Source organism: Pseudomonas sp. X10, from assembly GCF_054889225.1.
Genome location: NZ_CM142677.1, coordinates 5345107 through 5370217, shown reverse-complemented (window position 1 = coordinate 5370217; position 25111 = coordinate 5345107). Strand labels below are relative to the sequence as shown.

The following is a 25111-nucleotide window of genomic DNA, read 5'->3' as shown; positions in this document are numbered from 1 at the left end:
ATTTTTCGCCCGGCCGGGTGACCGGCGGGGGGAGCGCAGGCCGTGGCAGCGTCCGCTGTCATCACCGATCAGCGCCAGATTTGCAGCTATCAAAAGGGAAAAACGATGCTTGGACGCTTTGGCAGGGATGCCAGTTCATTCCTCGGGGTGGAAATTGCCCCGGATTCCATTCGAATCCTGCAATTGCGACGTCGACGCGGGCGTTGCAGCGTTGTCGCGTGGGCGTTGGAACCGCTTGTCGGGCATGTCATCCATGACGGCTGGATCCGTGAGCCGGAGCCCGTGATTGCGGCCTTGCGCCGGGCCTGCCAGCGATGTGGCAGTCGCCAGCGGCGGGTCGCCGTGGCCATGCCGGGCTCTCAGGTGATCAGCAGGGTGCGCCGCCTGTCGGCCGAGATGGGGGAGGCGGACATGGAGGCGCAATTGCTGGTCGAGGCCGATCAGTTCATCCCGTTTCCCCTGGAGGATACCGCGCTGGACTTCCAGGTGCTTGGCCCATGCGCGGACCAGCCCGACAGCGTCGAGGTGGTCGTGGCCGCCTGTCGCCAAAGCCAGTTGGACCCGCTGGAGCAAATACTAGAAGCCGCGGGGTTGCAGGCCGAGTTGGTGGATATCGACAGTCATGCGTTCCAGCGGGTCATGCCTCGGCGCGGCCAGGATTCCCAGGCGTTACTGCAACTCGAAGTCGACCGGGCGGTCTTGCATGCCTGGTCGGGCGGGCCATTGCCGCAGCGCCAGGAGCTGCGTCTGGTGGTCTCAGATCCGGCAGGGCGGATGGATAGCATCGAGCGGTGGCTGAGCTACAGCATGCAAGGTGCACCGGTCGACGTACTGCTGGTTACCGGTGCCGGTGCTGGAGATGCGGAGCTGACAAGAGCGCTGGAGGTGCGCCTGGGGACCACGGCGCAGTTATTGGAACCGTTGGCGGGAATGGACCTGGAGTCACTGGGGGACGCTGATGCGCTGTGGCGCGTGGCGCCGTCCATGGCCCTCGCCTGTGGTTTGGCCATGGGCGGGCTGCGCTGATGTTGCGCCTGAACCTACTGCCCTGGCGGGAGCGGCGGCGCCAGGCGGCTGTCCGGCGGTTCCAGGCTTCGGTGATTGGGGTCATGGTGCTGGCATTGTGCGGAGTGATGGTGCTCGACCACCTCAGTCGCCAGCGCTTGCAGCAGCAGGCGCTGGCCAACATGGCCAGGCAGGAGGACCTGTCCCGCCTGGACAGCCGGATCGAGCAGCTTGCGGCGATGGGGGATGCGCTTGCAGCACTGCGTACGCAGCAGGCAGCGCTCGTGCAGTTGCGAGAAGGGCAAGGGCAGGCCTCTGAGCTCTTTGCACAGATTGAGGCGGCATCGCCTCCGGGGCTGTACCTCACCGCGATGGACTTGCAGGGTGACCAGCTACGACTGACCGGCCTTGCTACTTCCGGCTCTCTGGTTGCCCAGTTTGTGCGCCACCTCCAGTCGTCGCTGCTGCTGCGTGATGTTGACCTGCAACAAATCAAGAGCGGCCCCCAGGGCGATGGCTTCACGCTCTCGGCGCAGATGAGGGCGCCTTGGTCATGAGCCGGCACGGATTGCCTGACTGGCAGAGCATGGCTGAGTGGCCGTGGATGGTCCGCGGGATGCTCATGCTCCTCGTCATGCTGGCCGTGCTGGGGATGGGTTATGCCGCACGTATTCATGGGTTGCGGTTGGACTACCTGGATGGGCTTGCTCACAGCCGGCACTTGCAAGGTGAGCATGAGGCTAAGACGGTACAGGCCGGGCAACTGGCCTCTGCAGTCGATGCAGTGGGCCTCGCCGAGCGGCACCTCGAGGATCTCCAGTGGCGCTTGGCGGCCGGAGGCGACATGGCCGATCTGCTGGAACAGATGTCGAGCCTTGGACGTGAACAGGGAGTGCTGATCGAGCAGGTGGATGTCCAGGAAGAGGTTGCCGGTAAGGGTTATCGGACGACGCCATTGGAGTTGCAGGTGGTGGGGCGGTACCCGGCGTTGCGGCTTTGGCTGGACGAGTGGCTGGGGCAGTTGCGCCTGCTCCGCGTGCAACAGTTGAAGATGGATGTTGTGGATGGCCAGCCGTCAGGCCTGTTGCGCATGCAGTTACGTATCAACACCTATCGCAGTGGCCAGGACGGGCTGCCCGTGCCGGTGTCCCTGGCGTTCGAGCCGTCCAGACCGGCGCCGCAGGTACCGGAAGTCGACCCGTTCCGGCATTGGGCCGGACAGGTGGAGGCGAATGGGTTGGGCGGAGTACCGCTGGAGCAGATCGATATGGTCGGCAGCTTGGCTCGGCAAGGCGAGCATCAGGCCTTATTGCTTTCGGCGGGGCGCTTGCACCGGGTGCAGGTGGGCGATCGGCTAGGGCGTGACGAGGGCCGGGTGGTGAAGATCGGCGAGCGGCAAGTCGAGGTGGTCGAACGGCTGTATGTCAGTGGCCAGGGGTGGATGGAGCGCTCGAGAAATCTTGTCCTCAGGAAGAGGACAGGCGGAGAAGTCAGGGATGAGAATGAGACGGTTATGGGGGCTGGTGCTGGCGATGATCCTGTCGGCCCAGGCGATGTCGGCGACGCCACCCTTTCAGGGTGAGCCCGTGTCGCTGAACTTTCAGGATGTCGAGGTGCGCTCGGTGCTGCAGGTACTGGCCGAGTTCGCTGGCGTCAACTTGGTGGCCAGCGATTCGGTGCAGGGGAACATCACCTTGCGCCTGCAGGATGTGCCCTGGGACCAGGCGCTGGACCTGGTGCTCCTCAGCAAGGGGTTGGGGCGGCGGGAAAAAGGCAGTGTGCTGCTGGTGGCTCCCGTTGCGGAGTTGGCTGAACAAGCTCGGGAGGCCCGTGAGGCCCGGCTCGATCAGACGCTGGATGTGCCATTGCAGCCCCTGCGGCGCGAACTGTTGCCGATTCATCATGCCAAGGCCAGCGACCTCGCTGAACTGCTCCTGGCGACCTTTGCAGACGACGGTATTCTCACTGGGCGTGGCAACCTGAGTGTCGATGTCCGCACCAACACCTTGGTGGTCACCCAGCCTGCAGACCGCCTTGCTGAGCTGAGGCAACTGGTGTCGCGCCTGGACGTTCCGGCGCGCCAGGTGATGATCGAGGCACGTATTGTCGAGGCCAATGTCGATTACGAGAAAAGCCTGGGCGTGCGTTGGGGTGGTCCACAGCGGGCTGATGTCGCGGACCTTGGCAGTGGCTTGTTCGTCGACCTGGGCGCGGAGCGGGCGACTTCGTCTATCGGCGTGGGCCTGTTGCGCAGCGACCTTCTCCTGGACCTTGAGCTCAGTGCCATGGAAAAGAGCGGCAATGGCGAGATCATCTCCCAGCCCAAGGTGGTCACCGCCGACCAGGAAACCGCCAGGATCCTCAAGGGCACCGAAGTGCCTTACCAGGAAACCAGTGGTAGCGGCGCCACTTCGGTGTCGTTCCGGGAGGCCTCCTTGTCGCTCGAGGTGACGCCCCAGATAACGCCTGACAACCGGGTCATCATGGCGGTCAGGGTGACCAAGGACGAGCCGGATTACGTCAATGCCATGGACAACGTGCCTCCGATCCGGAAGAACGAGGTCAATGCCAAGGTCAGGGTCGGTGATGGCGAGACGATTGTGATTGGTGGCGTGTATTCGACGGTGCAAAGTAATGTGGTTGACAAGGTGCCATTTTTAGGCGATCTGCCGTATGTTGGGCGGCTGTTTCGACGCGATGCATTACAAGAGAAAAAATCCGAGCTGCTGGTCTTCCTGACTCCGCGTATCATGGGTGACCAGGCGATTGCTGTGAGTCGTTGATTCTGTGCGAAATTTGATACTTGTGGGGCCGATGGGCGCTGGAAAAAGCACCATTGGGCGCCTGTTGGCCAAAGAGCTGCGCCTGCTGTTCAAGGATTCCGACAAGGAAATCGAACTGCGAACCGGCGCCAATATCCCGTGGATCTTCGACAAGGAAGGTGAGCCGGGCTTCCGTGATCGCGAACAGGCGATGATTGCCGAGCTGTGCGCCCTCGATGGCGTGGTCCTGGCGACCGGTGGCGGCGCCGTGATGCGCGAGGCCAACCGTCAGGCGCTGCGCTGTGGTGGGCGGGTGATTTACCTGCATGCTTCGGTGGAGCAGCAGGTCGGGCGCACCGCCCGTGACCGCAATCGGCCATTGCTGCGTACCGCCAATCCGGAAGCGACCCTGCGCGGGTTGCTGGAGATGCGCGATCCTCTGTACCGCGAGATTGCCGATCTGGTGGTGGAAACCGACGAACGGCCGCCGCGGATGGTGGTGATCGATATTCTGGACCGCTTGCAGAAGTTGCCGCCCCGATAAGCCGGGACTATTCTCGGCGCCTGTTATGCCGAGGCGGGCTTCAACGTTACCGCGTGGGTCGCTGCGCCGACACCGCGCCTTAGTTCATTGTGGGGATACATGCAGACACTAAAGGTCGACCTGGGTGAACGTAGTTACCCGATCTACATTGGCGAAGGCCTGCTGGACCAGCCGGAGCTGCTGGCGCCGCATATTGCCGGGCGGCAGGTCGCCATTGTCTCCAACGAGACCGTTGCCCCCCTGTATCTCGAGCGCTTGAGCCGTACCCTTGGCGCCTACTCGGTGCTGCCGGTCGTGCTGCCTGACGGCGAAGCCCACAAGAATTGGGAAACCCTGCAGTTGATCTTCGACGCGCTGCTGACGGCGCGGCATGACCGGCGGACCACGGTCGTCGCCCTGGGGGGCGGTGTGATCGGCGATATGGCCGGTTTTGCCGCCGCCTGCTACCAGCGTGGTGTCGACTTCATCCAGGTGCCCACCACACTGTTGTCCCAGGTCGATTCCTCGGTCGGTGGCAAGACTGGTATCAACCACCCGCTGGGCAAGAACATGGTCGGTGCCTTCTATCAGCCCAATGCAGTGCTGATCGATACGGTCAGCCTGGCGACCTTGCCAGCACGCGAGTTGTCGGCAGGGTTGGCTGAGGTCATCAAGTACGGCCTGATCTGCGACAAGCCGTTCCTTGGTTGGCTCGAAGACAATATGGTGGCGCTTCGCCGTCTCGATTCGGTCGCCCTGACCGAGGCCATCCGTCGTTCCTGCGCGGCCAAGGCGGCGGTGGTCGGTGCTGACGAGCGGGAGTCCGGGGTGCGTGCCACGCTGAACCTGGGTCACACTTTCGGGCATGCTATCGAGACCCACATGGGCTACGGCGTCTGGCTGCACGGCGAAGCCGTGGCGGCGGGCACCGTGATGGCCCTGGAAATGTCCATGCGCCTGGGCTGGATCGATCAGCAGGCGCGTGATCGCGGAATTCGCCTGCTGCAGGACGCAGGTTTGCCGGTGGTGCCTCCACAGGAAATGACCCCGGCGCATTTCATGGAGCATATGGCGGTCGACAAGAAGGTGCTCGACGGTCGCCTGCGCCTGGTGCTGTTGCGCCAGTTGGGCGAGGCCGTGATTACCGACGACTATCCGAAAGAGATTCTTCAGGCCACGCTGACGGCGGATTACCGTGCGATTGTGGCTCAGCTTTGAGGTTGTGACAGCGCGATGACTAGTTTGCATGCCGATGAGGCCTTTCTCGGCCACTACCAGTTGAACCACGATCCGTTCGCGGCCCGGGTGCCTGGCTTCAAGTTTTTCCCGGCCCAGCGCAAGCCAGTGTTGGGGCAATTGCACCACCTGGCCCGCTACAGCCAACTGCTGCTAGTTGTCACCGGCCCCCTGGGCAGTGGCAAGACCTTGTTGCGCCAGGCCCTGGTGGCCAGCACCAACAAGCAGTCGGTGCAGAGCGTGGTGGTTTCCGCTCGTGGTGCTGGAGATGCCGCCAGTGTGCTGGGCCAGGTTGCCCAGTCCTTGAACGTAGCCCGTCCGGAAGTGCCGGAGATCCTCGCTCAGGTGGTCCAGCTGGCTCTGACCGGCCAGGAAGTCTACTTGCTGGTGGATGATGCGGAACAACTCGACGAGTCGGCACTCCAAGCCTTGCTGGAGCTGGCGGCGGGCGCACCGGAAGGGCGCCCGCACGTGTTCCTGTTCGGCGAACCGTCCCTGATCGCTGGGCTGGAGGAGCTCAATGCGGACCAGGAGCGTTTCCATGTCATCGAGCTTGCCCCTTACAGCGAAGAAGAGACCCGCGAGTACCTTGAACAGCGCCTGGAAGGCGCCGGTCGGGGCATCGAGGTGTTCACCCGTGAACAGATCGTCGATATTCATCAAAACTCCGATGGCTGGCCTGGGGCAATCAACCAGGTAGCCCGCGATACCTTGATCGAGACCATGATCGCCAGCCGCAGTGCGGCGAAGCGACCAACCATGGGGTTCAATATGCCTAAGAAACACGTGCTGGCGCTTTCCGCCGTCGTTGTGGTCGCTGTCGCCGCGGCGGTGCTGATGCCCAAGAAAGGTGACAAGGCGCCCACCGATGTACCTGCCGAGCAGGCCCAGTTGCCACAGGGCCAGCCGGGTAATGCCCAGTCCAATAACGGTGGTCCCGCCATCGAGTTCTCCGGCTCCACGCAGCCGATGCCGTTGCCACTGGTTGGCCAGTCGCAGCCGGTGATGCGCGAACCGCTGGCCCAGGCGGCTGGCATGGGGGAAGGTGAGGAAGGTGGACCTGCTGGCTCCACCTCCCTGCAGCCGCCGACCGTGACCACCACCGCACCGCCGGAAGGCGTGCCTGCCGGTCCTGCGCCTAGTCAGCCGGTTGCGCCTGCTCAGAATCCGGTTGCAACCCAGCCAGCCAAGCCGGTTGCACCTGCTGCCAAGCCTGCGCCGACCCAGGTGGCTAGCGCTAAACCCGCAGCCAAGCCAGCAGAGAAAGCGCCTGCCGGTGCTGGTTGGTACGCCGGGCAGAAGCCGGGTAATTATGTGGTGCAGATCCTTGGCACCAGCTCCGAGGCATCGGCCCAAGCCTACGTCAAGGCGCAGGGTGGCGACTATCGCTACTTCAAGAAAACCTTGCAGGGCAAGCCGCTGTATGTGGTCACCTACGGCAACTTCGCCAGCCGCGATGCAGCATTGGCTGCAATCAAAACCTTGCCAGCCAAGGTCCAGGCTGGTAAACCTTGGCCCCGTACCGTTGCCAGCGTCCAACAAGAGCAGGCTGCGGCCCGCTGATCCTTCCGGGCGGCACCACCCCCGCCGCCCTGTTGCTGAGCGATTCCTGACTCCCGTCGAGCCTGCTGCGTACTACGCGGCAGGCTTTACTGTCCCAGACTGTCGGCCACAAGCCCTTGTTGCAGTCCAGGCTGAAACGCTTCAGACTTTAGCCATGCCGCTATCACGGCGACAGGCTTAAAACATTCAAAATCGCGACATAAATTTTCAATGATCCGTCTTGAAAATTTGTGGGCTTCCCTGTCGCTGTGCAACAATGGTTTCCCATTGCCCACCGCAAAGCTGGCGTTCGTTCGGCGTGGATGGTAAGTGGTTGTACTAAAAAGAGATTTGCCTTGGTTGAGAGGCGAACCTGGTGAGAAAGTGTCTATGAAAACAGGTCTGTACCATCCCGAAGAATTCAAGGATAACTGTGGTTTCGGCCTGATCGCCCACATGACGGGCGAGCCGAGCCACCACCTTCTGCAAACTGCCATCCAGGCCCTGACGTGCATGACCCACCGCGGTGGGATCAACGCCGACGGCAAGACCGGCGACGGTTGCGGCCTGCTGATGCAAAAGCCCGATCAGTTCCTGCGCGCCAAGGCCCAGGAGCACTTCGCCATCGACCTGCCCAAGCAGTACGCCGTCGGCATGGTGTTTTTCAACCAGGATCCGGTGAAGGCCGAAGCTGCCCGAGCCAACATGGATCGCGAGATTCTCGCGGCTGGCCTGCAGTTGGTGGGTTGGCGCAAGGTCCCGATCGACACTAGCGTGCTCGGCCGTCTGGCCCTGGAGCGTCTCCCGCAGATCGAGCAAGTGTTCATCGGTGGTGAAGGCCTGAGCGACCAGGAGTTCGCCATCAAGCTGTTCAGTGCCCGCCGCCGTTCCTCGGTGGCCAACGCCGAAGACAGCGACCACTACATCTGCAGCTTCTCGCACAAGACCATCATCTACAAAGGCCTGATGATGCCGGCGGACCTCGCCGCCTTCTATCCGGACCTCGGGGACGAGCGCCTGCAGACCGCGATCTGCGTGTTCCACCAGCGCTTCTCCACCAACACCCTGCCGAAATGGCCGCTGGCACAGCCGTTCCGCTTCCTCGCCCACAACGGCGAGATCAACACCATCACCGGCAACCGCAACTGGGCCTTGGCCCGCCGCACCAAGTTCTCCAACGAGTTGATTCCCGACCTGGAAGAACTGGGCCCATTGGTCAACCGCGTCGGCTCCGACTCATCGAGCATGGACAACATGCTCGAGCTGATGGTCACCGGTGGCATCGACCTGTTCCGCGGCGTGCGCATGATCATTCCGCCAGCCTGGCAGAACGTCGAGACCATGGACGCGGACCTGCGCGCCTTCTACGAATACAACTCCATGCACATGGAGCCGTGGGACGGCCCTGCTGGCGTGGTCATGACCGAAGGCCGCCACGCGGTGTGCCTGCTCGACCGCAACGGCCTGCGTCCGGCGCGCTGGGTCACCACCACCAATGGCTACATCACCCTGGCTTCGGAAATTGGCGTCTGGGACTACAAGCCGGAAGATGTGATTGCCAAGGGCCGTGTCGGCCCGGGCCAGATTTTCGCCGTGGACACCGAGACTGGCCAGATCCTCGATACCGACGCCATCGACAACCGTCTCAAGTCGCGCCATCCGTACAAGCGCTGGTTGCGCCAGAATGCGCTGCGCATCCAGGCGACCCTGGCCGACGACCAGGGCGTGGCCAGCTACGACGCTGACCAGCTCAAGCAATACATGAAGATGTTCCAGGTCACCTTCGAAGAGCGCGACCAGGTACTGCGCCCTCTGGGTGAACAGGGCCAGGAGGCTGTGGGTTCGATGGGCGACGATACGCCGATGGCGATCCTTTCCCAGCGCGTCCGTTCTCCTTACGACTACTTCCGCCAGCAGTTCGCCCAGGTGACCAACCCGCCGATCGACCCGCTGCGCGAAGCGATCGTCATGTCCCTGGAAATCTGCCTGGGCGCCGAGCGCAACATCTTCCAGGAGTCCCCCGAGCACGCTACTCGGGTAATCCTCAGCTCCCCGGTGATCTCCCCGGCCAAGTGGCGTTCGCTGATGAACCTCGAACGCGAAGGTTTCGAGCGCCAGTTGATCGACCTCAACTACGAGGAAAGCCTCGGTCTGGAAGCGGCCATCCGCAATATCGCCGACCAGGCCGAAGAAGCGGTGCGCGGAGGCAAGACCCAACTGGTGCTGAGCGACCGCTACATCGCCCCGGGCAAGCTGCCGGTGCACGCTTCGCTGGCCGTCGGCGCGGTGCACCACCGCCTGACCGAAAAGGGACTGCGCTGCGACAGCAACATCCTGGTTGAAACCGCCACTGCCCGTGACCCGCATCACTTTGCTGTGCTGCTCGGCTTCGGTGCCTCGGCGGTCTACCCGTACCTCTCCTATGAAGTGTTGGCCGATCTGATCCGCACCGGCGAAGTGCTGGGCGACCTGGACGAGGTCTTCAAGTACTACCGCAAGGGCATCTCCAAAGGCCTGCTGAAAATCCTCTCGAAGATGGGCATCTCGACCATCGCTTCCTACCGTGGCGCCCAGTTGTTCGAAGCCGTGGGCCTGTCCGACGAAGTGGTCGACCTCAGCTTCCGTGGCGTCGCCAGCCGCATCAAGGGCGCGCGCTTCGTCGATATCGAGAACGAGCAGAAGCTGCTCGCCGCCGAAGCCTGGAGCCCGCGCAAGCCAATCCAGCAGGGCGGCCTGCTGAAGTTCGTCCACGGCGGCGAGTACCACGCCTATAACCCGGATGTGGTCAACACCCTGCAAGCTGCCGTGCAAAAGGGCGACTACGCCAAGTTCAAGGAGTACACCGCACTGGTCGACCAGCGTCCGGTGTCGATGATCCGTGATCTGCTCAAGGTGAAGGTCGCCGACAAGCCGCTGGCCGTGGACGAGGTTGAGCCACTGGAGGAAATCCTCAAGCGTTTCGACTCCGCCGGCATCTCCCTCGGCGCGTTGTCGCCAGAGGCCCACGAGGCCCTGGCTGAAGCCATGAACCGCTTGGGCGCGCGCTCCAACTCCGGCGAAGGCGGTGAAGACCCGGCTCGCTACGGCACCATCAAGAGCTCGAAGATCAAGCAGGTGGCCACCGGCCGTTTCGGCGTCACGCCGGAATACCTGGTCAACGCCGAAGTGCTGCAGATCAAGGTCGCCCAAGGCGCCAAGCCAGGTGAAGGCGGGCAACTGCCCGGTGGCAAGGTCAACGGTCTGATCGCCCGCCTGCGCTACGCAGTGCCTGGCGTGACCCTGATCTCGCCGCCGCCGCACCATGACATCTACTCGATCGAAGACCTGGCGCAGCTGATCTACGACCTCAAGCAGGTCAATCCGCAGGCGTTGGTGTCGGTGAAGCTGGTGGCAGAGGCCGGTGTCGGCACCATCGCCGCCGGTGTGGCCAAGGCCTATGCCGACTTGATCACCATCTCCGGCTACGACGGTGGCACCGGCGCCTCGCCGCTGACTTCGATCAAATACGCTGGCGCACCATGGGAACTGGGCCTGGCCGAGACCCACCAGACCCTGCGTGGCAATGACCTTCGCGGCAAGGTACGGGTGCAGACCGACGGCGGCCTGAAAACCGGCCTGGACGTGATCAAGGCAGCCATCCTCGGTGCCGAAAGTTTCGGCTTCGGCACCGCGCCGATGATCGCCCTCGGCTGCAAATACCTGCGTATCTGCCACCTGAACAACTGCGCCACCGGCGTAGCTACCCAGAACGACAAGCTGCGCAAAGATCACTACATCGGCACCGTCGACATGGTGGTGAACTTCTTCACCTTCGTTGCCGAGGAAACCCGCGAGTGGCTGGCCAAGTTGGGCGTGCGTAGCCTGGGCGAGTTGATCGGTCGCACCGACCTGCTGGAAATGCTGCCGGGCGAGACCGAGAAGCAACAGTACCTCGACCTCAGCCCGCTGCTGGGCAGCTCGCATGTGCCGGCTGACAAGCCGCAGTTCTGCCAGGTCGACCGCAACCCGCCGTTCGACAAGGGCGAGCTGGCCGAGAAGATGGTGGACATGGCCCTGCCGGCCATCCGCGATCTTTCCGGTGGCGAGTTCAACCTGGATATCTGCAACTGCGACCGTTCCATCGGCGCACGGATCTCCGGCGAGATCGCCCGTCTGCATGGCAACCAAGGCATGGCTGCCGCGCCGATCACCTTCCGCTTCAAGGGTACCGCGGGCCAGAGCTTCGGTGTGTGGAACGCCGGTGGCCTGAACCTGCACCTGGAAGGTGACGCCAACGACTACGTCGGCAAAGGTATGACGGGCGGCAAGCTGACCATCGTGCCACCTGCCGGCAGCCCGTTCGAAACCCAGCACAGCGCCATTGTCGGCAACACCTGCCTGTATGGCGCCACAGGCGGCAAGCTGTTCGCCGCTGGCACCGCGGGTGAGCGTTTCGCAGTGCGCAACTCCGGTGCCCATGCCGTCGTCGAGGGTACTGGCGATCACTGCTGTGAATACATGACCGGCGGCTTTGTCTGCGTCTTGGGCAAGACCGGTTACAACTTCGGTTCTGGCATGACTGGCGGCTTCGCCTACGTGCTCGACATGGACAACAGCTTCGTCGACAAGCTCAACCACGAATTGGTGGAAATCCAGCGCATCAGTGGTGAAGCGATGGAGGCGTATCGCAGCCACCTGGCGCGTGTCCTTGCCGAATACGTGGATGAGACCAGCAGCGAGTGGGGGCGTGAACTCTCGGAGAACCTGGACGACTATGTGCGGCGCTTCTGGCTGGTCAAGCCGAAGGCGGCCAATCTGAAACAGCTGCTGTCCAGCACCCGTGCCAACCCGCAGTAAGTAACAGCTGCAAGTGGCAAGTCTCTCGCTGCAGGTAAAAGCAGCGTGAGGTTTGCCGGGCTTAAGTGATCGTCTTGCAGCTTGCAGCGTGATGCTTGCAACTGCGGTTAAGAGGTTTGAGAAATGGCTGAACGTCTGAGTAATGACTTCCAGTTCATCGAGGTCGGGCGCAAAGACCCGAAAAAGAAACTGCTGCGCCAACGCAAGAAGGAGTTCGTCGAGATCTACGAACCCTTCAAACCGCAACAGTCCGTCGAGCAGGCGCACCGCTGCCTGGGCTGCGGCAATCCGTACTGCGAATGGAAGTGCCCGGTGCACAACTTCATCCCCAACTGGCTGAAGCTGGTATCGGAAGGCAACATCCTGGCTGCGGCGGAGTTGTCGCACCAGACCAACACCCTGCCGGAAGTCTGCGGCCGCGTCTGTCCGCAGGACCGCCTGTGCGAAGGTGCCTGCACCCTCAATGACGGTTTCGGTGCGGTGACCATCGGTTCGGTGGAGAAGTACATCACCGACACCGCCTTCGCCATGGGCTGGCGCCCGGACATGTCCAAGGTCAAACCGACCGGCAAGCGTGTCGCGGTGATCGGTGCCGGCCCGGCCGGCCTGGGCTGCGCCGACGTGCTGGTGCGTGCTGGCGTGACTCCGGTGGTCTTCGACCGCAACCCGGAAATCGGTGGCCTGCTGACCTTCGGCATTCCCGAGTTCAAGCTGGAGAAGACCGTGCTGAGCAATCGCCGGGAAGTCTTCAGCGGCATGGGCATCGAATTCCGCCTGAACACTGAGGTGGGCAAGGACATCACCATGGAGCAACTGCTCGCCGAGTTCGATGCGGTGTTCATGGGGATGGGCACCTACACCTACATGAAGGGTGGCTTCCCAGGTGAGGACCTACCGGGCGTGCACGACGCGCTGGACTTCCTGGTGGCCAACGTCAACCGCAACCTGGGCTTCGAGAAGTCGCCGGAAGACTTCATCGACATGCAAGGCAAGAAGGTCGTGGTGCTGGGCGGTGGTGACACCGCGATGGACTGCAACCGCACCTCCATTCGCCAGGGCGCGAAGAGCGTGACCTGCGCCTATCGCCGCGACGAGGCGAACATGCCGGGCTCGCGCAAGGAAGTGAAGAACGCCAAGGAAGAGGGCGTGAAGTTCCTCTACAACCGCCAGCCGATCGCCATTGTCGGTGAAGACAAGGTCGAAGGCGTTAAGGTGGTCGAAACCCGCCTGGGCGAGCCGGACGCCCGCGGACGCCGCAGCCCCGAGCCGATCCCGGGTTCCGAGGAGATCCTGTCGGCCGATGCCGTGGTCATCGCCTTCGGCTTCCGTCCTAGCCCAGCGCCGTGGTTCGAGCAGTTCGGCATCCAGACCGATAGCCAAGGCCGTGTGGTGGCCCCGGAGAAGAGCGCGTTCAAGCATCAGACCAGCAATCCGAAGATCTTCGCCGGTGGCGACATGGTGCGCGGGTCGGACCTGGTGGTGACGGCGATCTTCGAAGGACGTAACGCTGCTGAGGGGATCCTCGACTACCTGGGCGTCTGATCGAGCGAGGGCAAAGCCCTCGCAAATGCTGTCTTGTATACAAGAACTATTGATCCAGGACACGCTGATAGACAGAAGGCACGGCAAACAGCCGTGCCTTTTCTTTGTGCGTCTGAGAAAATGCCCGCACTTTTTTGCTGGATGCCGACATGACTGCCCTGAAGAACGATCGTTTCCTGCGTGCACTGCTCAAGCAACCCGTAGACGTCACTCCTGTCTGGATGATGCGCCAGGCCGGCCGCTATCTGCCGGAATACCGCGCCAGCCGCGCCAAGGCCGGTGATTTCATGAGCCTGTGCATGAACCCGCAGTTCGCCTGCGAAGTCACCCTCCAGCCACTGGAGCGCTACCCGCTGGACGCCGCGATCCTGTTTTCGGACATTCTCACCATCCCCGACGCCATGGGCCAGGGCCTGTACTTCGAGACTGGTGAAGGCCCGCGTTTCAAGAAGGTCATCAGTACCCTGGCCGACATCGAAGCCCTGCCGATCCCTGATCCGCAGAAGGACCTGGGCTACGTGATGGATGCGGTCAGCACCATCCGTCGCGAACTCAATGGCCGTGTGCCGTTGATTGGCTTCTCCGGCAGCCCGTGGACCTTGGCCACTTACATGGTCGAGGGCGGTTCTTCCAAGGATTTCCGCAAAACCAAGGCCATGCTCTACGACAACCCCGAGGCGCTGCACCTGTTGCTGGACAAGCTGGCGCAATCGGTCATCAGCTACCTCAACGGACAGATCCAGGCCGGCGCGCAAGCGGTGCAGATCTTCGACACCTGGGGTGGCAACCTGTCGGCCGCGGCTTACCAGGAGTTCTCTCTGGCCTATATGCGCAAGATCGTCAGTGGCCTGATCCGCGAACATGAAGGGCGCAAGGTGCCGGTGATCCTCTTCACCAAGAATGGTGGCCTGTGGCTGGAAAGCATCGCCGAGGCGGGCGCAGACGCGCTGGGCCTGGACTGGACCTGTGACATCGGTGATGCCCGTCGCCGCGTGGGTGACAAGGTTGCGCTGCAGGGCAACATGGACCCGACCGTGCTCTACGCCAAGCCTGAGGCCATCCGCAAGGAGGTGGGGCGCATCCTCGCGAGCTATGGCAAAGGCAGCGGCCATGTATTCAACCTGGGCCATGGCATCACCCCGGAAGTTGATCCGGAGCATGCAGGGGCGTTCATCAATGCCGTGCATGAACTGTCGGCGCAGTATCACGCATAAGCCTTGTTGCCCGCATGTCGCTCAGTTGAGGTCACGCGGCCCGTCGTATAGATCGACGCGATACCGGTAGGAGCCAGCGTCAGTTGACGCTGGCTCCTACCGGTATCGGTCAGTGCAGGAAAGGTGACGCTCTTGCGCGATGTGTATGTCAGGCCTTGGCCGGCAACCGGCTCAAGTGCAGCGCGACCAGCAGGGCCACCGCCAGCAGGCTGCCGATGAACAGGCCGATGCCGTTCCAGCCAGCGTGATGCCAGAACACCCCGCCCGCCGTACCGGCGACACTTGACCCTGCGTAATAGCAGAACAGGTACAGCGACGAAGCCTGCCCCTTGGCCTTGAGGGCGCGGCGTCCGATCCAACTGCTGGCCACCGAATGGGCGCCGAAGAAGCCGAAGGTGAACACCAGCATGCCGAGGATCACCAGCAGCAGCGGACTGGCGAGGGTCATCAGCATACCGCCGGCCATGACCAGGATACTGGCCCAGAACACCTTGCGCCGGCCCAGTCTGTCGGCCAGGGCGCCGACTTGGGCGGAGCTGTAGATGCCAGACAGGTAGACCACCGATAGCAGGCCGACCAGGGCCTGGTTCATATGATAAGGCTCGGCCAGCAGGCGGTAGCCGATGTAGTTGAACAGGGTGACGAAGGCCCCCATCAGCAGGAAGGCTTCGAGGAATAGCCAGGGCAGGCCGGCATCGCGGAAATGCATGACGAAGCCGTCCAGGAGGCTGCGTGGGTTCATCGGCTGGGGGCGGAAGTTGCGCGACTCGGGTAGCACCTTCCAGAACACCAGTGCTGCTACCAGCGCAAGGCCACCGATGACCAACATTGCGGTGTGCCAACTGACGAAATCAATCAGTACCCCGGTGATCAGGCGTCCGCTCATGCCGCCGATGGCATTGCCGCCGATGTACAGGCCCATGGCCAGGCCTATGTGCTGCGGGTGGATCTCTTCGCTCAGGTAGGTCATGGCCACGGCGGCCAGGCCGCTCAACGACAGTCCGACCAATGCACGGGTGGCCAGCACGGCTTCCCAGGTCGGCATCACTGCGCTGGCCAGAGTGCTCAGGGCGGCGCAGACCAAGGCGAAGACCATCACCGGCTTGCGCCCGATGCGATCGGAGATCGGCCCGGTCACCAACAAACCGAACGCCAGCAGGGCAGTGGAGACTGACAGCACCAGGCTGCTCTGCGCGGCATTGATGGCGAACTCCTGCGACAGCAGCGGCATCATCGGTTGCACGCAGTAGAGCAGGGCGAAGGTGGCGAAACCGCCACTGAACAGTGCCAGCACGGTCTTGAGGAAGGCAGGCGTGCCTTTTTCGATCCAGATGTCGTTCAGGACAGGGCTCGTAGCAGGCTCTGGTTCGGCAGGGAGATGGGCTGCAGCAGCTTTCACGGAAATACCTTGGCACGGTGGCCGGTGATGCAATGGAAAAAGCATATAGCTGGCTAATGATAAGATCCAATATATTGTTCGACCTGTTTGATAGGTTTTGCGACCCGATTGGAGTCACTCATGGAACTGCGTCATCTGCGCTACTTCATCGCCGTGGCCGAGGAGTTGCACTTTGGCCGCGCCGCGCAGCAGTTGGGTATTTCCCAGCCACCCTTGAGCCAGCAGATCCAAGCCCTTGAGCAGGAGTTGGGCGCGCGCCTGTTCGAGCGAACCAACCGTCGGGTCGAGCTCAGCGAGGCCGGGCGCTTGTTCCTCGAAGAGGCGCGGCAAGTCCTGGCCCAGGTGGAAAAGGCCGCAGATGTAGCGCGTCGGGCGCAGTTGGGTGAGTTGGGTGAAATGAAGATTGGTTTCACCTCATCGGCGCCATTCAACTCGAGCATTCCCAAGGCGATCCATGCCTTTCGCCAGCGTTTCCCGGCCGTTCACCTGAACCTGAAGGAAATGAGCAGCCGCGATGTCGCCGAGGCGGTGTTCGACGAGTCTATCGAGGTTGGCTTGATGCGGCCCATGCCGCTGCCGGACGGGCTGGTGGCTACGGAGTTGTTCCGCGAGCCGCTGGTGGCCGTGATCAATGCCTCGCATCCGCTGGCCGAGGACAGCGGGCGGGGCTTGCACCTGGCGTCCCTGGCCAGCGAGCCGTTCGTATTCTTCCCGCGCAGCTATGGCAGCGGCCTGCACGCTCAGTTGCTAAGCCTGGCGCGCCAGGCTGGGTTCAACCCGCACTTCGCCCAGGAGGCGGGTGAGGCGATGACGATCATCGGCCTGGTGTCGGCGGGCCTTGGGGTGTCGGTGCTGCCGGCATCGTTCCAGCGCATGCGCATCGACGGCGTGGTCTATCGCACCTTGCTCGATGCCGGTGCCATGACCGCCGTATGGCTGGTGCGGCGGCAGGCCTCGAGCTCGGCAATGGCCAATGCCTTCGCTGCGCTCCTGGCCGGGCAAGAAGGGCTGGATGGTGCTGGCTAAACGACCGCGCTAACCACATACTCGGTCATTCCCTGATACACGGAGGTCTTTCCATGCGGCGCGTGGTGTTCAATCAGAAAGGTGGCGTGGGCAAGTCGAGCATTGCCTGCAACCTGGCGGCGGTCAGTGCCAATGAGGGCTACCGGACTCTGCTGGTCGATCTGGATGCCCAGGCTAACTCGACCCAGTACCTGACAGGCCTGACCGGTGATGATATCCCCATGGGTATTGCCGACTTCTTCAAGCAGTCCCTTTCCAGCGGGCCCTTTGCCAAGAAGAACAGGGTCGATATCTACGAAACGCCCTTCGACAACCTGCACGTGGTGACGGCTACCGCCGAATTGGCCGACCTGCAGCCGAAGCTGGAGGCCAAGCACAAGATCAACAAACTGCGCAAACTGCTGGACGAGCTGGACGAGGACTACGACCGCATCTATATCGACACCCCGCCGGCCTTGAACTTCTATGCGGTTTCGGCGTTGATCGCGGCGGATCGTGTGTTGATTCCCTTTGACTGCGACAGCTTTTCGCGTCAGGCCCTGTACAGCCTGCTAGCCGAGATCGAGGAACTCAAGGACGATCACAACGAAGACCTGTTGGTCGAAGGCATTGTCGTCAACCAGTTCCAGTCACGGGCCAGCCTGCCCCAGCTGATGCTCGAAGAACTCTTGGCTGAAGGCCTGCCTGTGCTGCCGGTGTACCTGGGCAGCTCGGTGAAGATGCGCGAATCCCACCATGCCAGCCTGCCGTTGATTCACCTGGAGCCACGGCACAAGCTGACCCAGCAATTTGTGGAACTGCACTCCCTACTCGAAGAGAACGCCTAGACACCCTGACTGCGCAGCCACTCCAGCAACTGCTGGAGTGGAAAGGCACCGCTCTGGCGCGCCACTTCCCGGCCATCCTTGAACAGGATCAGGCTGGGGATCGAACGGATACCCAGTTGCCCGGCCAGGTGTCGGTTGGCCTCGCTATCCAGTTTGGCCAGGCGGCAGCGGCCGTTCAGTTGACGGGCCGCTTGCTCGAAGATCGGCGCGAAGGATTTGCAGGGGCCGCACCAGTCGGCCCAGACGTCCAGCAGAAGCGGCAGGTTGCCTTTGATCTGGCTGGCGTAGTCGCCTTCCTTGAGGTCGAAGGGTTTGCCCAGCAGCACATCTTGCTTGCAGCGGCCGCATTTCGGGTTGTCGCCCAGGCGCCCGGCGGGTAGGCGGTTTAGGCCATTGCAGTGAGGGCAGGGGATCAGCAGTGGGTCGGTCATGGCAACTCTCGAATCTACGTATTGATAGCTGGCAAGGTACTTGTCAGGAGCGGGCAAGCCCGCGCCTGCAGCTAACGCGTCAGGAGGAACAACTGATCTCTAGGTGCTTGCCCCACTCCGGCGGTCGCTCGGCATAAGCCTGCATGCCCGCTCGTTCCTCGAAGGGGTTGCTCAGCACCTGGTGCAGTCGCCGCACCTCTGTGTAATCCCCCGCTTCGGCGGCCTCGATGGCCTTCTGTGCCAGGTAGTTGCGCAGGATGTACAGCGGGTTGACCGCGTGCATGCGCGCGCGCCGTCCTTCGGCATTGCCTGGCTCGCGTTCGCAACGGGCCAGATAGTCGAGGCTCCAACGGTCGAAACCAGCCAGGTCGATGAAGTCATCACGCACTACCTGCAGGGCTTCGGCTGCCGGCTGTTCGCCCAGCTTGCGGAAGAACAGGCTGTAGTCCACGGCGCCGGGCTGCATCAGCTGCAGCAGGCGTTCGATCAGTGCCTTGTCGTCTTCTTCAGCTGTGGTGAAGCCCAGCCTGCGGCGCATCAGATCGAGGTATTGGGCTTCATACAGCGGCAGGAACAGCCCCAACGCTTCCTGCAACGCTTCCACGCTGATGAAAGGGGTGAGCGCCTGGGCCAGGGCGCTGAGGTTCCAGTGGGCGATAGGTACCTGGTTGCTGTAGCTGTAGCGGCCACTGTCATCGGAGTGGTTGCAGATGAAATGGGCGTCGAAGTCATCGAGGAAGGCGAAGGGGCCGAAGTCGAAGGTGATGCCGAGGATCGACATGTTGTCGGTATTCATCACTCCATGACAGAAACCATAGGCTTGCCAGCGGGCAATCAGTTCGGCATTGCGCTCGACGATGGTGCGGAACATCGCCAGGTAGGGTTCGTCGGCATCGCGGCATTCGGGGTAATGCAGCTCCAGCACGTGATCGATGAGGACTCGCTGCTGTTCGGGCTGGCGGGTGTAGTAGAAGTACTCGAAATGGCCGAAGCGTACGTGGCTCCTGGCCAGGCGCAGGAGCATGGCGGCGCTCTCGCGAGTTTCGCGCCACACCGGGGTGCTGGAGCCGATCACGCACAGTGCCCGGCTGCTGGGGATGCCCAAGGCGTGCAGGGCTTCCGAGGCGAGAAACTCGCGGATCGACGAACGCAGCACGGCACGGCCATCGCCCATGCGTGAGTAAGGGGTCTGGCCGGCACCCTTGAGGTGCAGGTCCCAGTGCTCGCCCGCGTCGTTGAGCACTTCGCCGAGCAGCAGGCCGCGGCCATCGCCCAGGCGCGGATTGTAGGAGCCGAACTGGTGCCCGGAGTAGACCATGGCGCGCGGGTCGGCCTCTTCCCAGAGCTTGTGGCCGCTGAACAGTTCGGCGAACACAGGTGATTGGGCTTCGGTCGGTTCAAGGTCGAGCAGGGCCATGGCGGCTTCGCTGGCCACCACCAGGCGCGGCTCGGCAATGGGCTCGGGCAGCACCTGGGTGGAGAACGCGTCGCCCAGGCGGGCGAAGCGGTTGTCGAAGGTCAGTTCGTCGAGGGCTTTCAACGGCCATCTCCTTGGGAATACCTGAGCATTCTGCGGGGACATGGCTGTTGCCGTCCAGTCAGGCTGGCCTGGCAGGCGGGGAGTCGTCTGGCCTGGCTTGTGCGCTGAGGGGCGGCGAGGTGGCCTTGTCGCTGTTTTCCATCGGGATCAATTGCTGTCTATGGCCTTGGGCGTCCATCAGGAAGACCTCCATCTGGCGCACCGAGATCTTGATGTCGTGCTCCTTGAATGCCTTGTCGATGTAGCGGTTGATCTCGTCGAGTACCGGATTGCGGTCGCCCAGGTCGCGCACATGCATGCGCAGTTCATGGTCCAGGGAGCTTTCGCCGAAGTTGAGGAAATAGACGATCGGTTCCGGGTCTTTCAGCACCCGTGGATTCTCGTGGGCCGCCTTGAGCAGCAGGGAACGGACCAGGTCCAGATCGGAGCCATAGTCGATGCCCAGCTTCAGTGTCACCCGGGTGACCGTGTCGGTCAGCGACCAGTTGATCAACTGGCCGGTGATGAAGGTCTTGTTGGGGACGATGATGTCCTTGCGGTCGAAGTCGGTGATGGTGGTGGCGCGGATACGGATCTTGCTCACGGTGCCGGACAGGTTGCCGATGGTGATGGTGTCGCCGATCCGCACCGGTCGCTCGAACAGGATCATGATGCCGGAGATGAAGTTGGCGAAGATCTCCTGCATGCCGAAGCCCAGGCCCACCGAGAGGGCGGCCACCAGCCATTGCAGCTTGTCCCAGCTGACGCCGAGGGTCGACAGGGTAGTGACGAAGCCGATGCCGGCGATGGCATAGGACAGCAGCGTAGTGGTCGCGTAGGCGCTGCCCTGAGCCAGGTTCAGGCGCGATAGCACCAGTACCTCCAACAGCCCCGGCAGGTTGCCGGCCAAGGCGAAGGTGATGCCGACGATCAGTAGGGCGCCGATCAGGTCGCCGAGGCTGATCGGCACCATGCTCATGGTCGCGCCAGTGCCGCTGGTGTACTCGTACAGGGTGATGTTGTTGAGGTAGGAGAACACGCTGATCAGGTCCGACCAGACCCAGTACAGCCCGCCGATGAAACCGCCGAGTAGGGCTAGGCGGATCAGGCGCAGGGACTGCTGGTTGACCTGCTCGATGTCCAGGGTCGGCTCTTCGCTGACCACCTCGCCATCCAGGCCGTCCTTGACCGCTTGGCGCTTGCTCAGGGCGCGCTGATAGGCCAGGCGCCGCGCCGCCACGGCCAGGCCGCGGACGAAAGCGGCCTCGATCACCAGCCAGAACAGCAGCAGATAGAGGGTATCGATCAGGCGGTCGGTGAGCTTGAGGGCCGTGTAGTAGTAGCCGAAGCAGACTGCTACGAACAGAGCGATCGGCAAGGCGGTGAAAGCGACCCCGACGGCCTTGCGGAATAGCGAAGTGTGGCGGTGCGCCGGGCTGCTCAACAGCAGGCGGCTGAGCAACCAGGCCATCAGGGCGAAGCAGGTCAGCACCACGCCGATGCCGAGCACGTCACTGGCCAGGGCTGATGGTTGATGCTCGGCGACCGCCACCACGCCGACCAGGGCCAATACCACGGTACCGAGACGGCGGACCCAGCCACGCAGGAACTCGACCTGGGGCTTGTGCCAGCGGAAGTGCAGTTCGGCCACGCCGCCTGGGGAGAGGATGCGGTAGGCGGTGTAGAACACCAGCCAGGCCTGGGCGATCTGCCACAGCGCCGCGCCGAGGTTGGCGTTCTGTCCGCGGGCGTCGATCTGCAACGCATAGCCGCACAGGGCCAGGACCAGGCTCAAGGGCACGGCCAGGAGGATGTTGATGAGGATGGCCTGGGGGGTGTGCCACTGGCTGTCACGCTTGAAGTGGCCGATGTCCTGATGGACGTTGTTCAGGCGTTGGTACAGGTACTTGCGCCGCCACCACAGGGCACCGATCAGCAGAAACAGTGGGAGGAACAGCAGCGGTCGCTGGAGCAGGCCGTCGGCCAGTTCCTTGACACCCGACTGCCAGGGCAGATTGGCCACCTGGCTGGCCAGGCGCTGCGGTACGTTGGCCAGCCACTCCCAGTCCAGCGGCTTGTTGCTGGGGATCCAGAACATCTGCTCTTCCAGGGTGGTGCGCAGGTTTTCGGCAGTGCTCAGCAGCTGTTTCTGGTTCAGCTGCAAGGTGATGGACTCGTTGAGCAGGGCGCTGAGTTCGCGGTTCAGGCGTTCGAGCAGGTCGCTGCGAGTGATCGCCACCTCCAGCAGGGCTTTGCGCAGTTGCGGCGTGGCATGTTCCTCGGGCTGGTTGGCCAGCAGTTTGTCGACGTAGTTGCTCGGGTTGTTGATCTGCTCACGTTGTTGGTTGACCTCGAACTGGTACAGACGGATGTCGGCGATCTGGTCAGCTAGGTTGCGGTCGACTTTCAGGTGCGGCAGGGCTTGTTTCTGTTTGTAGAGGATCTTCGACAGCAGCAGACTGCCCCTGAGCACGTTGATCTGTTCATCCAGGGCCTGGTCGGCCTGGGTCAGACTGTCGAGCTGCTGCTTGGTCCTGAGGTTTTGCTGGGTCAGCTCGTTGAGGCGGTCGGTGCTTTTGAGCAGGTAGTCGGAGAGCTTCAGGTTGGTGGTGCTCTCGTTGGCCAGCAGGGTGCTGCCGCCTGCCTTCTGCGCCTCGATGGATTGTTCGGTGACGGTCTGCTGGGACTGGGCCAGGCGCTTGTCGTTGATCAGCGTCTGCAGGTCCTGGATCTCTTGCTCCAGACGGGTGGCGCGTTCGATCAGCAGGTCATGCTGGGCGTTGCCCAAGTCCTGCAGCAGGCTGTTGCCGGCCAGCTCCTGGCGGCGCAGCAGGGTCAGGGCATTGAGCGAGGCCAGTTCGGCATTGAGCTGGTTGCGTTGGTCGGCGGACAGGGTCTTGCCGTTGTCCTTGCCCTGCTTGAGGCTGTTGTTGATCTGTTGAATGCGGGTCTGGTTCTTGCTGATCTCGGCTTGGGCCCGTTCGGGGCGAGTCTGCGAGTTGATGATCAGGCTGTTGGCCTCGGACAGGGCTTTTTGCAGCTCACCTTGCTGGGTGCTGCGCTCGCTGAGCATTTGCTCCAGCTGCGGCACGTTGAGGTTGGCATAGCGCTGCGCCACGGGGATGCTCTTGCTGTCCTTGAGTTTGGCAAGTTCTTGCTGGCTCTCAGTGGTCAGGCGGGGAGCGTCGGCGAGCTGTTGCTTGAGTGCGGCGAGCTTCTTCTCGCTGTCGTCCTTGCTGGAGAGCAGGGCCAGGGTCTGCTCGAGTACCTGTTGCAGGGCCTTCTGCTCGGCTTCGGGAAGTTTGCGCTCGGCGATCTTGTCGAGGCTTTGCTGGATACTGGCGCTGGTAAGGGCTTCGGCCGCATTTGATACGAACGAGAGAGACAGGCACAGCCCAAGGAGGGCTGCGCATAGTGAGGCGCGCAGGGACATAGGCAGAAAATTCTTACGAACTGGGGCGAAAATCGAAGTTTAAAGGAACAGCCCAGGGGCGGGTCGAGTACCTTCCGGGAATTTGACGCCCACTTTGAGGATCTTGTTCCCCTCCATGACGGCAACAGTCCACAGCGTATTGTTCCATTCGATCTGGTCGCCGACGATCGGCGCGCCGCCGACCTTCTGCTGGATGAACTGGGCAAGGGGCATCTTCGCGTCCTGGCCAGGTGCTAGCTTGAGACCGTACAAGGCGGCTACGGCGCCCAATTCAGCGTCTCCTTCGAGCACGAAGTCACCGAAGAAGCGCAGGTCGAGGCCCCGTTGTGGCGGCTGGCTGAACAGCTTGCCGAGGGCTGGCAGGTTGTGTTCGTGGCCGATCACGCAGAGCAGATCGTCAGCTTCGAGTACGGTACTTCCCGACGGATGGAGCAGTTGCTGACCCCGGAACAGGGCAGCAATGCGGGTGCCTTCGGGCATTTTCAGCTCCCGCAGAGCGGCGCCGATGCACCACTTTTCCGCCCCCAGGCGATAGACGAACAGTTCCCACTCGCTGGTGATGTGCACCTCAAGGGCGGAACGGGAGATGGGGGCAGGGTCTGGTGGCACCGTGACCTTCAGCAGCTTGGCCATCCACGGCAGGCTGGTGCCTTGCACCAGCAAGGACACCAGGACGATGAAGAAGGCCAGGTTGAAGAACAGCTGGGCGTCCGGTAGGCCGGCCATCAGCGGGAACACCGCAAGAATGATGGGGACGGCACCGCGCAGCCCGACCCAGGAGATGAAGGCCTTTTCTCGGTCATGGAACGCCTTGAACGGCAGCAAGGCGGCGATCACCGACAGGGGGCGGGCGAAGAGGATCATCCACAGCGCCAGGCCTAGGGCTGGCAGGGCGATCGGCAGCAGGTCGTGGGGCGTGACCAGCAGGCCCAGCACCAGGAACATGCCGATCTGAGCCAGCCAGGCCATACCGTCGAGCATATGCAGGATGCCGTGACGGCTGCGGATAGGCCGGTTGCCCAACACCAGGCCGCACAGGTAGACGGCGAGGAAGCCACTGCCATGCATTGCGTTGGTCAGGGAGAACACCACCAGGCCGCCCGCGATCACCAGGATCGGGTAGAGGCCGCCGGCCAGGTTGATGCGGTTGACCAGTTGCAGCATCAGCCAGCCGCCGCCGAGGCCGAGCAGGCCACCGATGCCGAATTCACGGATCAGATGGCCCAACAGGCTCCAGTGCAGGCCGGTTTGTCCGCTGGCGATCATGTCGATCAGAGTGACAGTGAGGAACACCGCCATCGGGTCGTTGCTGCCCGACTCGATTTCCAGGGTCGCAGTGACCCGTTCGTTCAGGCCCTTGCCACCGAGCAGCGAGAACACCGCCGCTGCGTCGGTGGAGCCGACGATAGCGCCGATCAGCAGGCCTTGGACCAGGCTCAGGTCGAACAGCCAGGCGGCGACCATGCCGGTCAGACCGGTGGTGATCATCACGCCGACCGTAGCCAGCGACAATGCCGGCCACAGGGCCACGCGGAAGCTCGCCACCCGCGTGCGCAGACCACCGTCGAGCAGGATCACGGCCAGTGCCAGATTGCCCACCAGGTAGGCGGTCGGGTAGTTGTTGAAGATGATGCCGCCGCCATCGACGCCAGCGACCATGCCCACGGCGAGGATGATCACCAGGATCGGGATACCCAGGCGGGAAGACAGCGAGCTGACCAGGATGCTTGCGCCCACCAGCAATGCGCCGATCAGGAACAGGCTATTGATGGTGCTCGCATCCAAAGGCAGTACTCCGGTACATCGCGGAAAAGGG

General features: G+C 62.7%; 17 protein-coding genes. 12 read left to right on the top strand and 5 right to left on the bottom strand.

What is annotated here, in order from left to right:
- Nucleotides 1-105 precede the first annotated feature (105 nt).
- The 10 genes from pilM to hemE all read left to right on the top strand — a co-directional run bounded on the left by pilM (nucleotide 106) and on the right by hemE (nucleotide 14660).
- Nucleotides 106-1026, top strand: a complete 921-nt coding sequence (pilM, locus tag ACYU03_RS24370) for a type IV pilus biogenesis protein PilM (protein WP_461887160.1) — start codon at nucleotides 106-108, stop codon at nucleotides 1024-1026.
- Nucleotides 1026-1562 carry a PilN domain-containing protein gene (locus ACYU03_RS24365; protein WP_461887159.1) on the top strand — a complete coding sequence of 179 codons (537 nt, stop codon included), beginning with the start codon at nucleotides 1026-1028 and terminating at the stop codon, nucleotides 1560-1562. The genes pilM and ACYU03_RS24365 overlap by 1 nt, the downstream gene beginning before the upstream one ends.
- Entirely contained in the window at nucleotides 1559-2587 is a 1029-nt protein-coding gene (locus ACYU03_RS24360) for a pilus assembly protein PilP (protein ID WP_461887158.1), read from the top strand. Before ACYU03_RS24365 ends, ACYU03_RS24360 begins: the two co-directional genes overlap by 4 nt.
- Nucleotides 2538-3788 (top strand): type IV pilus secretin PilQ, encoded by a 1251-nt coding sequence (locus ACYU03_RS24355; RefSeq protein WP_461891544.1) that lies wholly within the window; start codon nucleotides 2538-2540, stop codon nucleotides 3786-3788. The genes ACYU03_RS24360 and ACYU03_RS24355 overlap by 50 nt, the downstream gene beginning before the upstream one ends.
- A gap of 4 nt (nucleotides 3789-3792) precedes the next feature.
- Entirely contained in the window at nucleotides 3793-4311 is a 519-nt protein-coding gene (gene aroK / locus ACYU03_RS24350; protein WP_461887157.1) for a shikimate kinase AroK, read from the top strand.
- Nucleotides 4312-4410: 99 nt separating this feature from the next.
- Nucleotides 4411-5508: a 3-dehydroquinate synthase gene (aroB, locus tag ACYU03_RS24345; RefSeq protein WP_461887156.1), complete on the top strand. Its 1098-nt coding sequence runs from the start codon at nucleotides 4411-4413 to the stop codon at nucleotides 5506-5508.
- Between the two features lie 15 nt (nucleotides 5509-5523).
- Complete coding sequence (locus tag ACYU03_RS24340) at nucleotides 5524-7089, top strand: AAA family ATPase (RefSeq protein ID WP_461887155.1); 1566 nt, start codon at nucleotides 5524-5526, stop codon at nucleotides 7087-7089.
- A 369-nt stretch (nucleotides 7090-7458) separates the two neighbouring features.
- Nucleotides 7459-11904, top strand: a complete 4446-nt coding sequence (gene gltB, locus ACYU03_RS24335; protein ID WP_461887154.1) for a glutamate synthase large subunit — start codon at nucleotides 7459-7461, stop codon at nucleotides 11902-11904.
- A gap of 123 nt (nucleotides 11905-12027) precedes the next feature.
- Nucleotides 12028-13446 (top strand): FAD-dependent oxidoreductase, encoded by a 1419-nt coding sequence (locus ACYU03_RS24330; protein WP_461887153.1) that lies wholly within the window; start codon nucleotides 12028-12030, stop codon nucleotides 13444-13446.
- A 149-nt stretch (nucleotides 13447-13595) separates the two neighbouring features.
- A complete protein-coding gene (gene hemE, locus ACYU03_RS24325; protein ID WP_461887152.1) occupies nucleotides 13596-14660 on the top strand; it encodes a uroporphyrinogen decarboxylase in 1065 nt (354 codons plus the stop codon).
- Between the two features lie 148 nt (nucleotides 14661-14808).
- Here the strand turns inward: hemE and ACYU03_RS24320 are convergent, their stop codons facing one another.
- A complete protein-coding gene (locus ACYU03_RS24320) occupies nucleotides 14809-16002 on the bottom strand; it encodes an MFS transporter (protein ID WP_461891543.1) in 1194 nt (397 codons plus the stop codon).
- 177 nt (nucleotides 16003-16179) lie between these two features.
- Here ACYU03_RS24320 and ACYU03_RS24315 point away from each other — a divergent pair, with 177 nt between their 5' ends.
- Both ACYU03_RS24315 and ACYU03_RS24310 read left to right on the top strand, forming a co-directional pair.
- The gene (locus ACYU03_RS24315; protein WP_461887151.1) at nucleotides 16180-17085 is read left to right on the top strand and encodes a LysR family transcriptional regulator; all 906 of its coding nucleotides are present in this window, start codon (nucleotides 16180-16182) and stop codon (nucleotides 17083-17085) included.
- A gap of 53 nt (nucleotides 17086-17138) precedes the next feature.
- Nucleotides 17139-17912, top strand: a complete 774-nt coding sequence (locus tag ACYU03_RS24310; protein ID WP_461887150.1) for a ParA family protein — start codon at nucleotides 17139-17141, stop codon at nucleotides 17910-17912.
- On the opposite strand, the gene trxC is transcribed toward ACYU03_RS24310, so the two are convergent.
- The 4 genes from trxC to ACYU03_RS24290 form a co-directional block, all read right to left on the bottom strand.
- Nucleotides 17909-18343 (bottom strand): thioredoxin TrxC, encoded by a 435-nt coding sequence (trxC, locus tag ACYU03_RS24305; RefSeq protein WP_461887149.1) that lies wholly within the window; start codon nucleotides 18341-18343, stop codon nucleotides 17909-17911. The two genes, ACYU03_RS24310 and trxC, sit on opposite strands and share 4 nt — an antisense overlap.
- Before the next feature lie 79 nt (nucleotides 18344-18422).
- Nucleotides 18423-19883, bottom strand: a complete 1461-nt coding sequence (selO, locus tag ACYU03_RS24300) for a protein adenylyltransferase SelO (protein ID WP_461887147.1) — start codon at nucleotides 19881-19883, stop codon at nucleotides 18423-18425.
- A 58-nt stretch (nucleotides 19884-19941) separates the two neighbouring features.
- Nucleotides 19942-23295, bottom strand: coding sequence for a mechanosensitive channel MscK (mscK, locus tag ACYU03_RS24295; protein ID WP_461887146.1), 3354 nt, complete (start codon nucleotides 23293-23295; stop codon nucleotides 19942-19944).
- A gap of 39 nt (nucleotides 23296-23334) precedes the next feature.
- Entirely contained in the window at nucleotides 23335-25080 is a 1746-nt protein-coding gene (locus tag ACYU03_RS24290) for a potassium/proton antiporter (RefSeq protein WP_461887145.1), read from the bottom strand.
- Between the last annotated feature and the right edge of the window lie 31 nt (nucleotides 25081-25111).

Excerpts from the sequence above, each read along its gene's own strand:
- ACYU03_RS24310 (WP_461887150.1), top strand. The coding sequence starts at position 17,139 with ATGCGGCGCGTGGTGTTCAATCAGAAAGGTGGCGTGGGCAAGTCGAGC.
- ACYU03_RS24360 (WP_461887158.1), top strand. The coding sequence starts at position 1,559 with ATGAGCCGGCACGGATTGCCTGACTGGCAGAGCATGGCTGAGTGGCCG.
- ACYU03_RS24340 (WP_461887155.1), top strand. The coding sequence starts at position 5,524 with ATGACTAGTTTGCATGCCGATGAGGCCTTTCTCGGCCACTACCAGTTG.
- ACYU03_RS24365 (WP_461887159.1), top strand. The coding sequence starts at position 1,026 with ATGTTGCGCCTGAACCTACTGCCCTGGCGGGAGCGGCGGCGCCAGGCG.
- ACYU03_RS24355 (WP_461891544.1), top strand. The coding sequence starts at position 2,538 with ATGATCCTGTCGGCCCAGGCGATGTCGGCGACGCCACCCTTTCAGGGT.
- hemE (WP_461887152.1), top strand. The coding sequence starts at position 13,596 with ATGACTGCCCTGAAGAACGATCGTTTCCTGCGTGCACTGCTCAAGCAA.
- ACYU03_RS24330 (WP_461887153.1), top strand. The coding sequence starts at position 12,028 with ATGGCTGAACGTCTGAGTAATGACTTCCAGTTCATCGAGGTCGGGCGC.
- gltB (WP_461887154.1), top strand. The coding sequence starts at position 7,459 with ATGAAAACAGGTCTGTACCATCCCGAAGAATTCAAGGATAACTGTGGT.
- ACYU03_RS24315 (WP_461887151.1), top strand. The coding sequence starts at position 16,180 with ATGGAACTGCGTCATCTGCGCTACTTCATCGCCGTGGCCGAGGAGTTG.
- trxC (WP_461887149.1), bottom strand. The coding sequence starts at position 18,343 with ATGACCGACCCACTGCTGATCCCCTGCCCTCACTGCAATGGCCTAAAC.
- pilM (WP_461887160.1), top strand. The coding sequence starts at position 106 with ATGCTTGGACGCTTTGGCAGGGATGCCAGTTCATTCCTCGGGGTGGAA.
- mscK (WP_461887146.1), bottom strand. The coding sequence starts at position 23,295 with ATGTCCCTGCGCGCCTCACTATGCGCAGCCCTCCTTGGGCTGTGCCTG.
- aroB (WP_461887156.1), top strand. The coding sequence starts at position 4,411 with ATGCAGACACTAAAGGTCGACCTGGGTGAACGTAGTTACCCGATCTAC.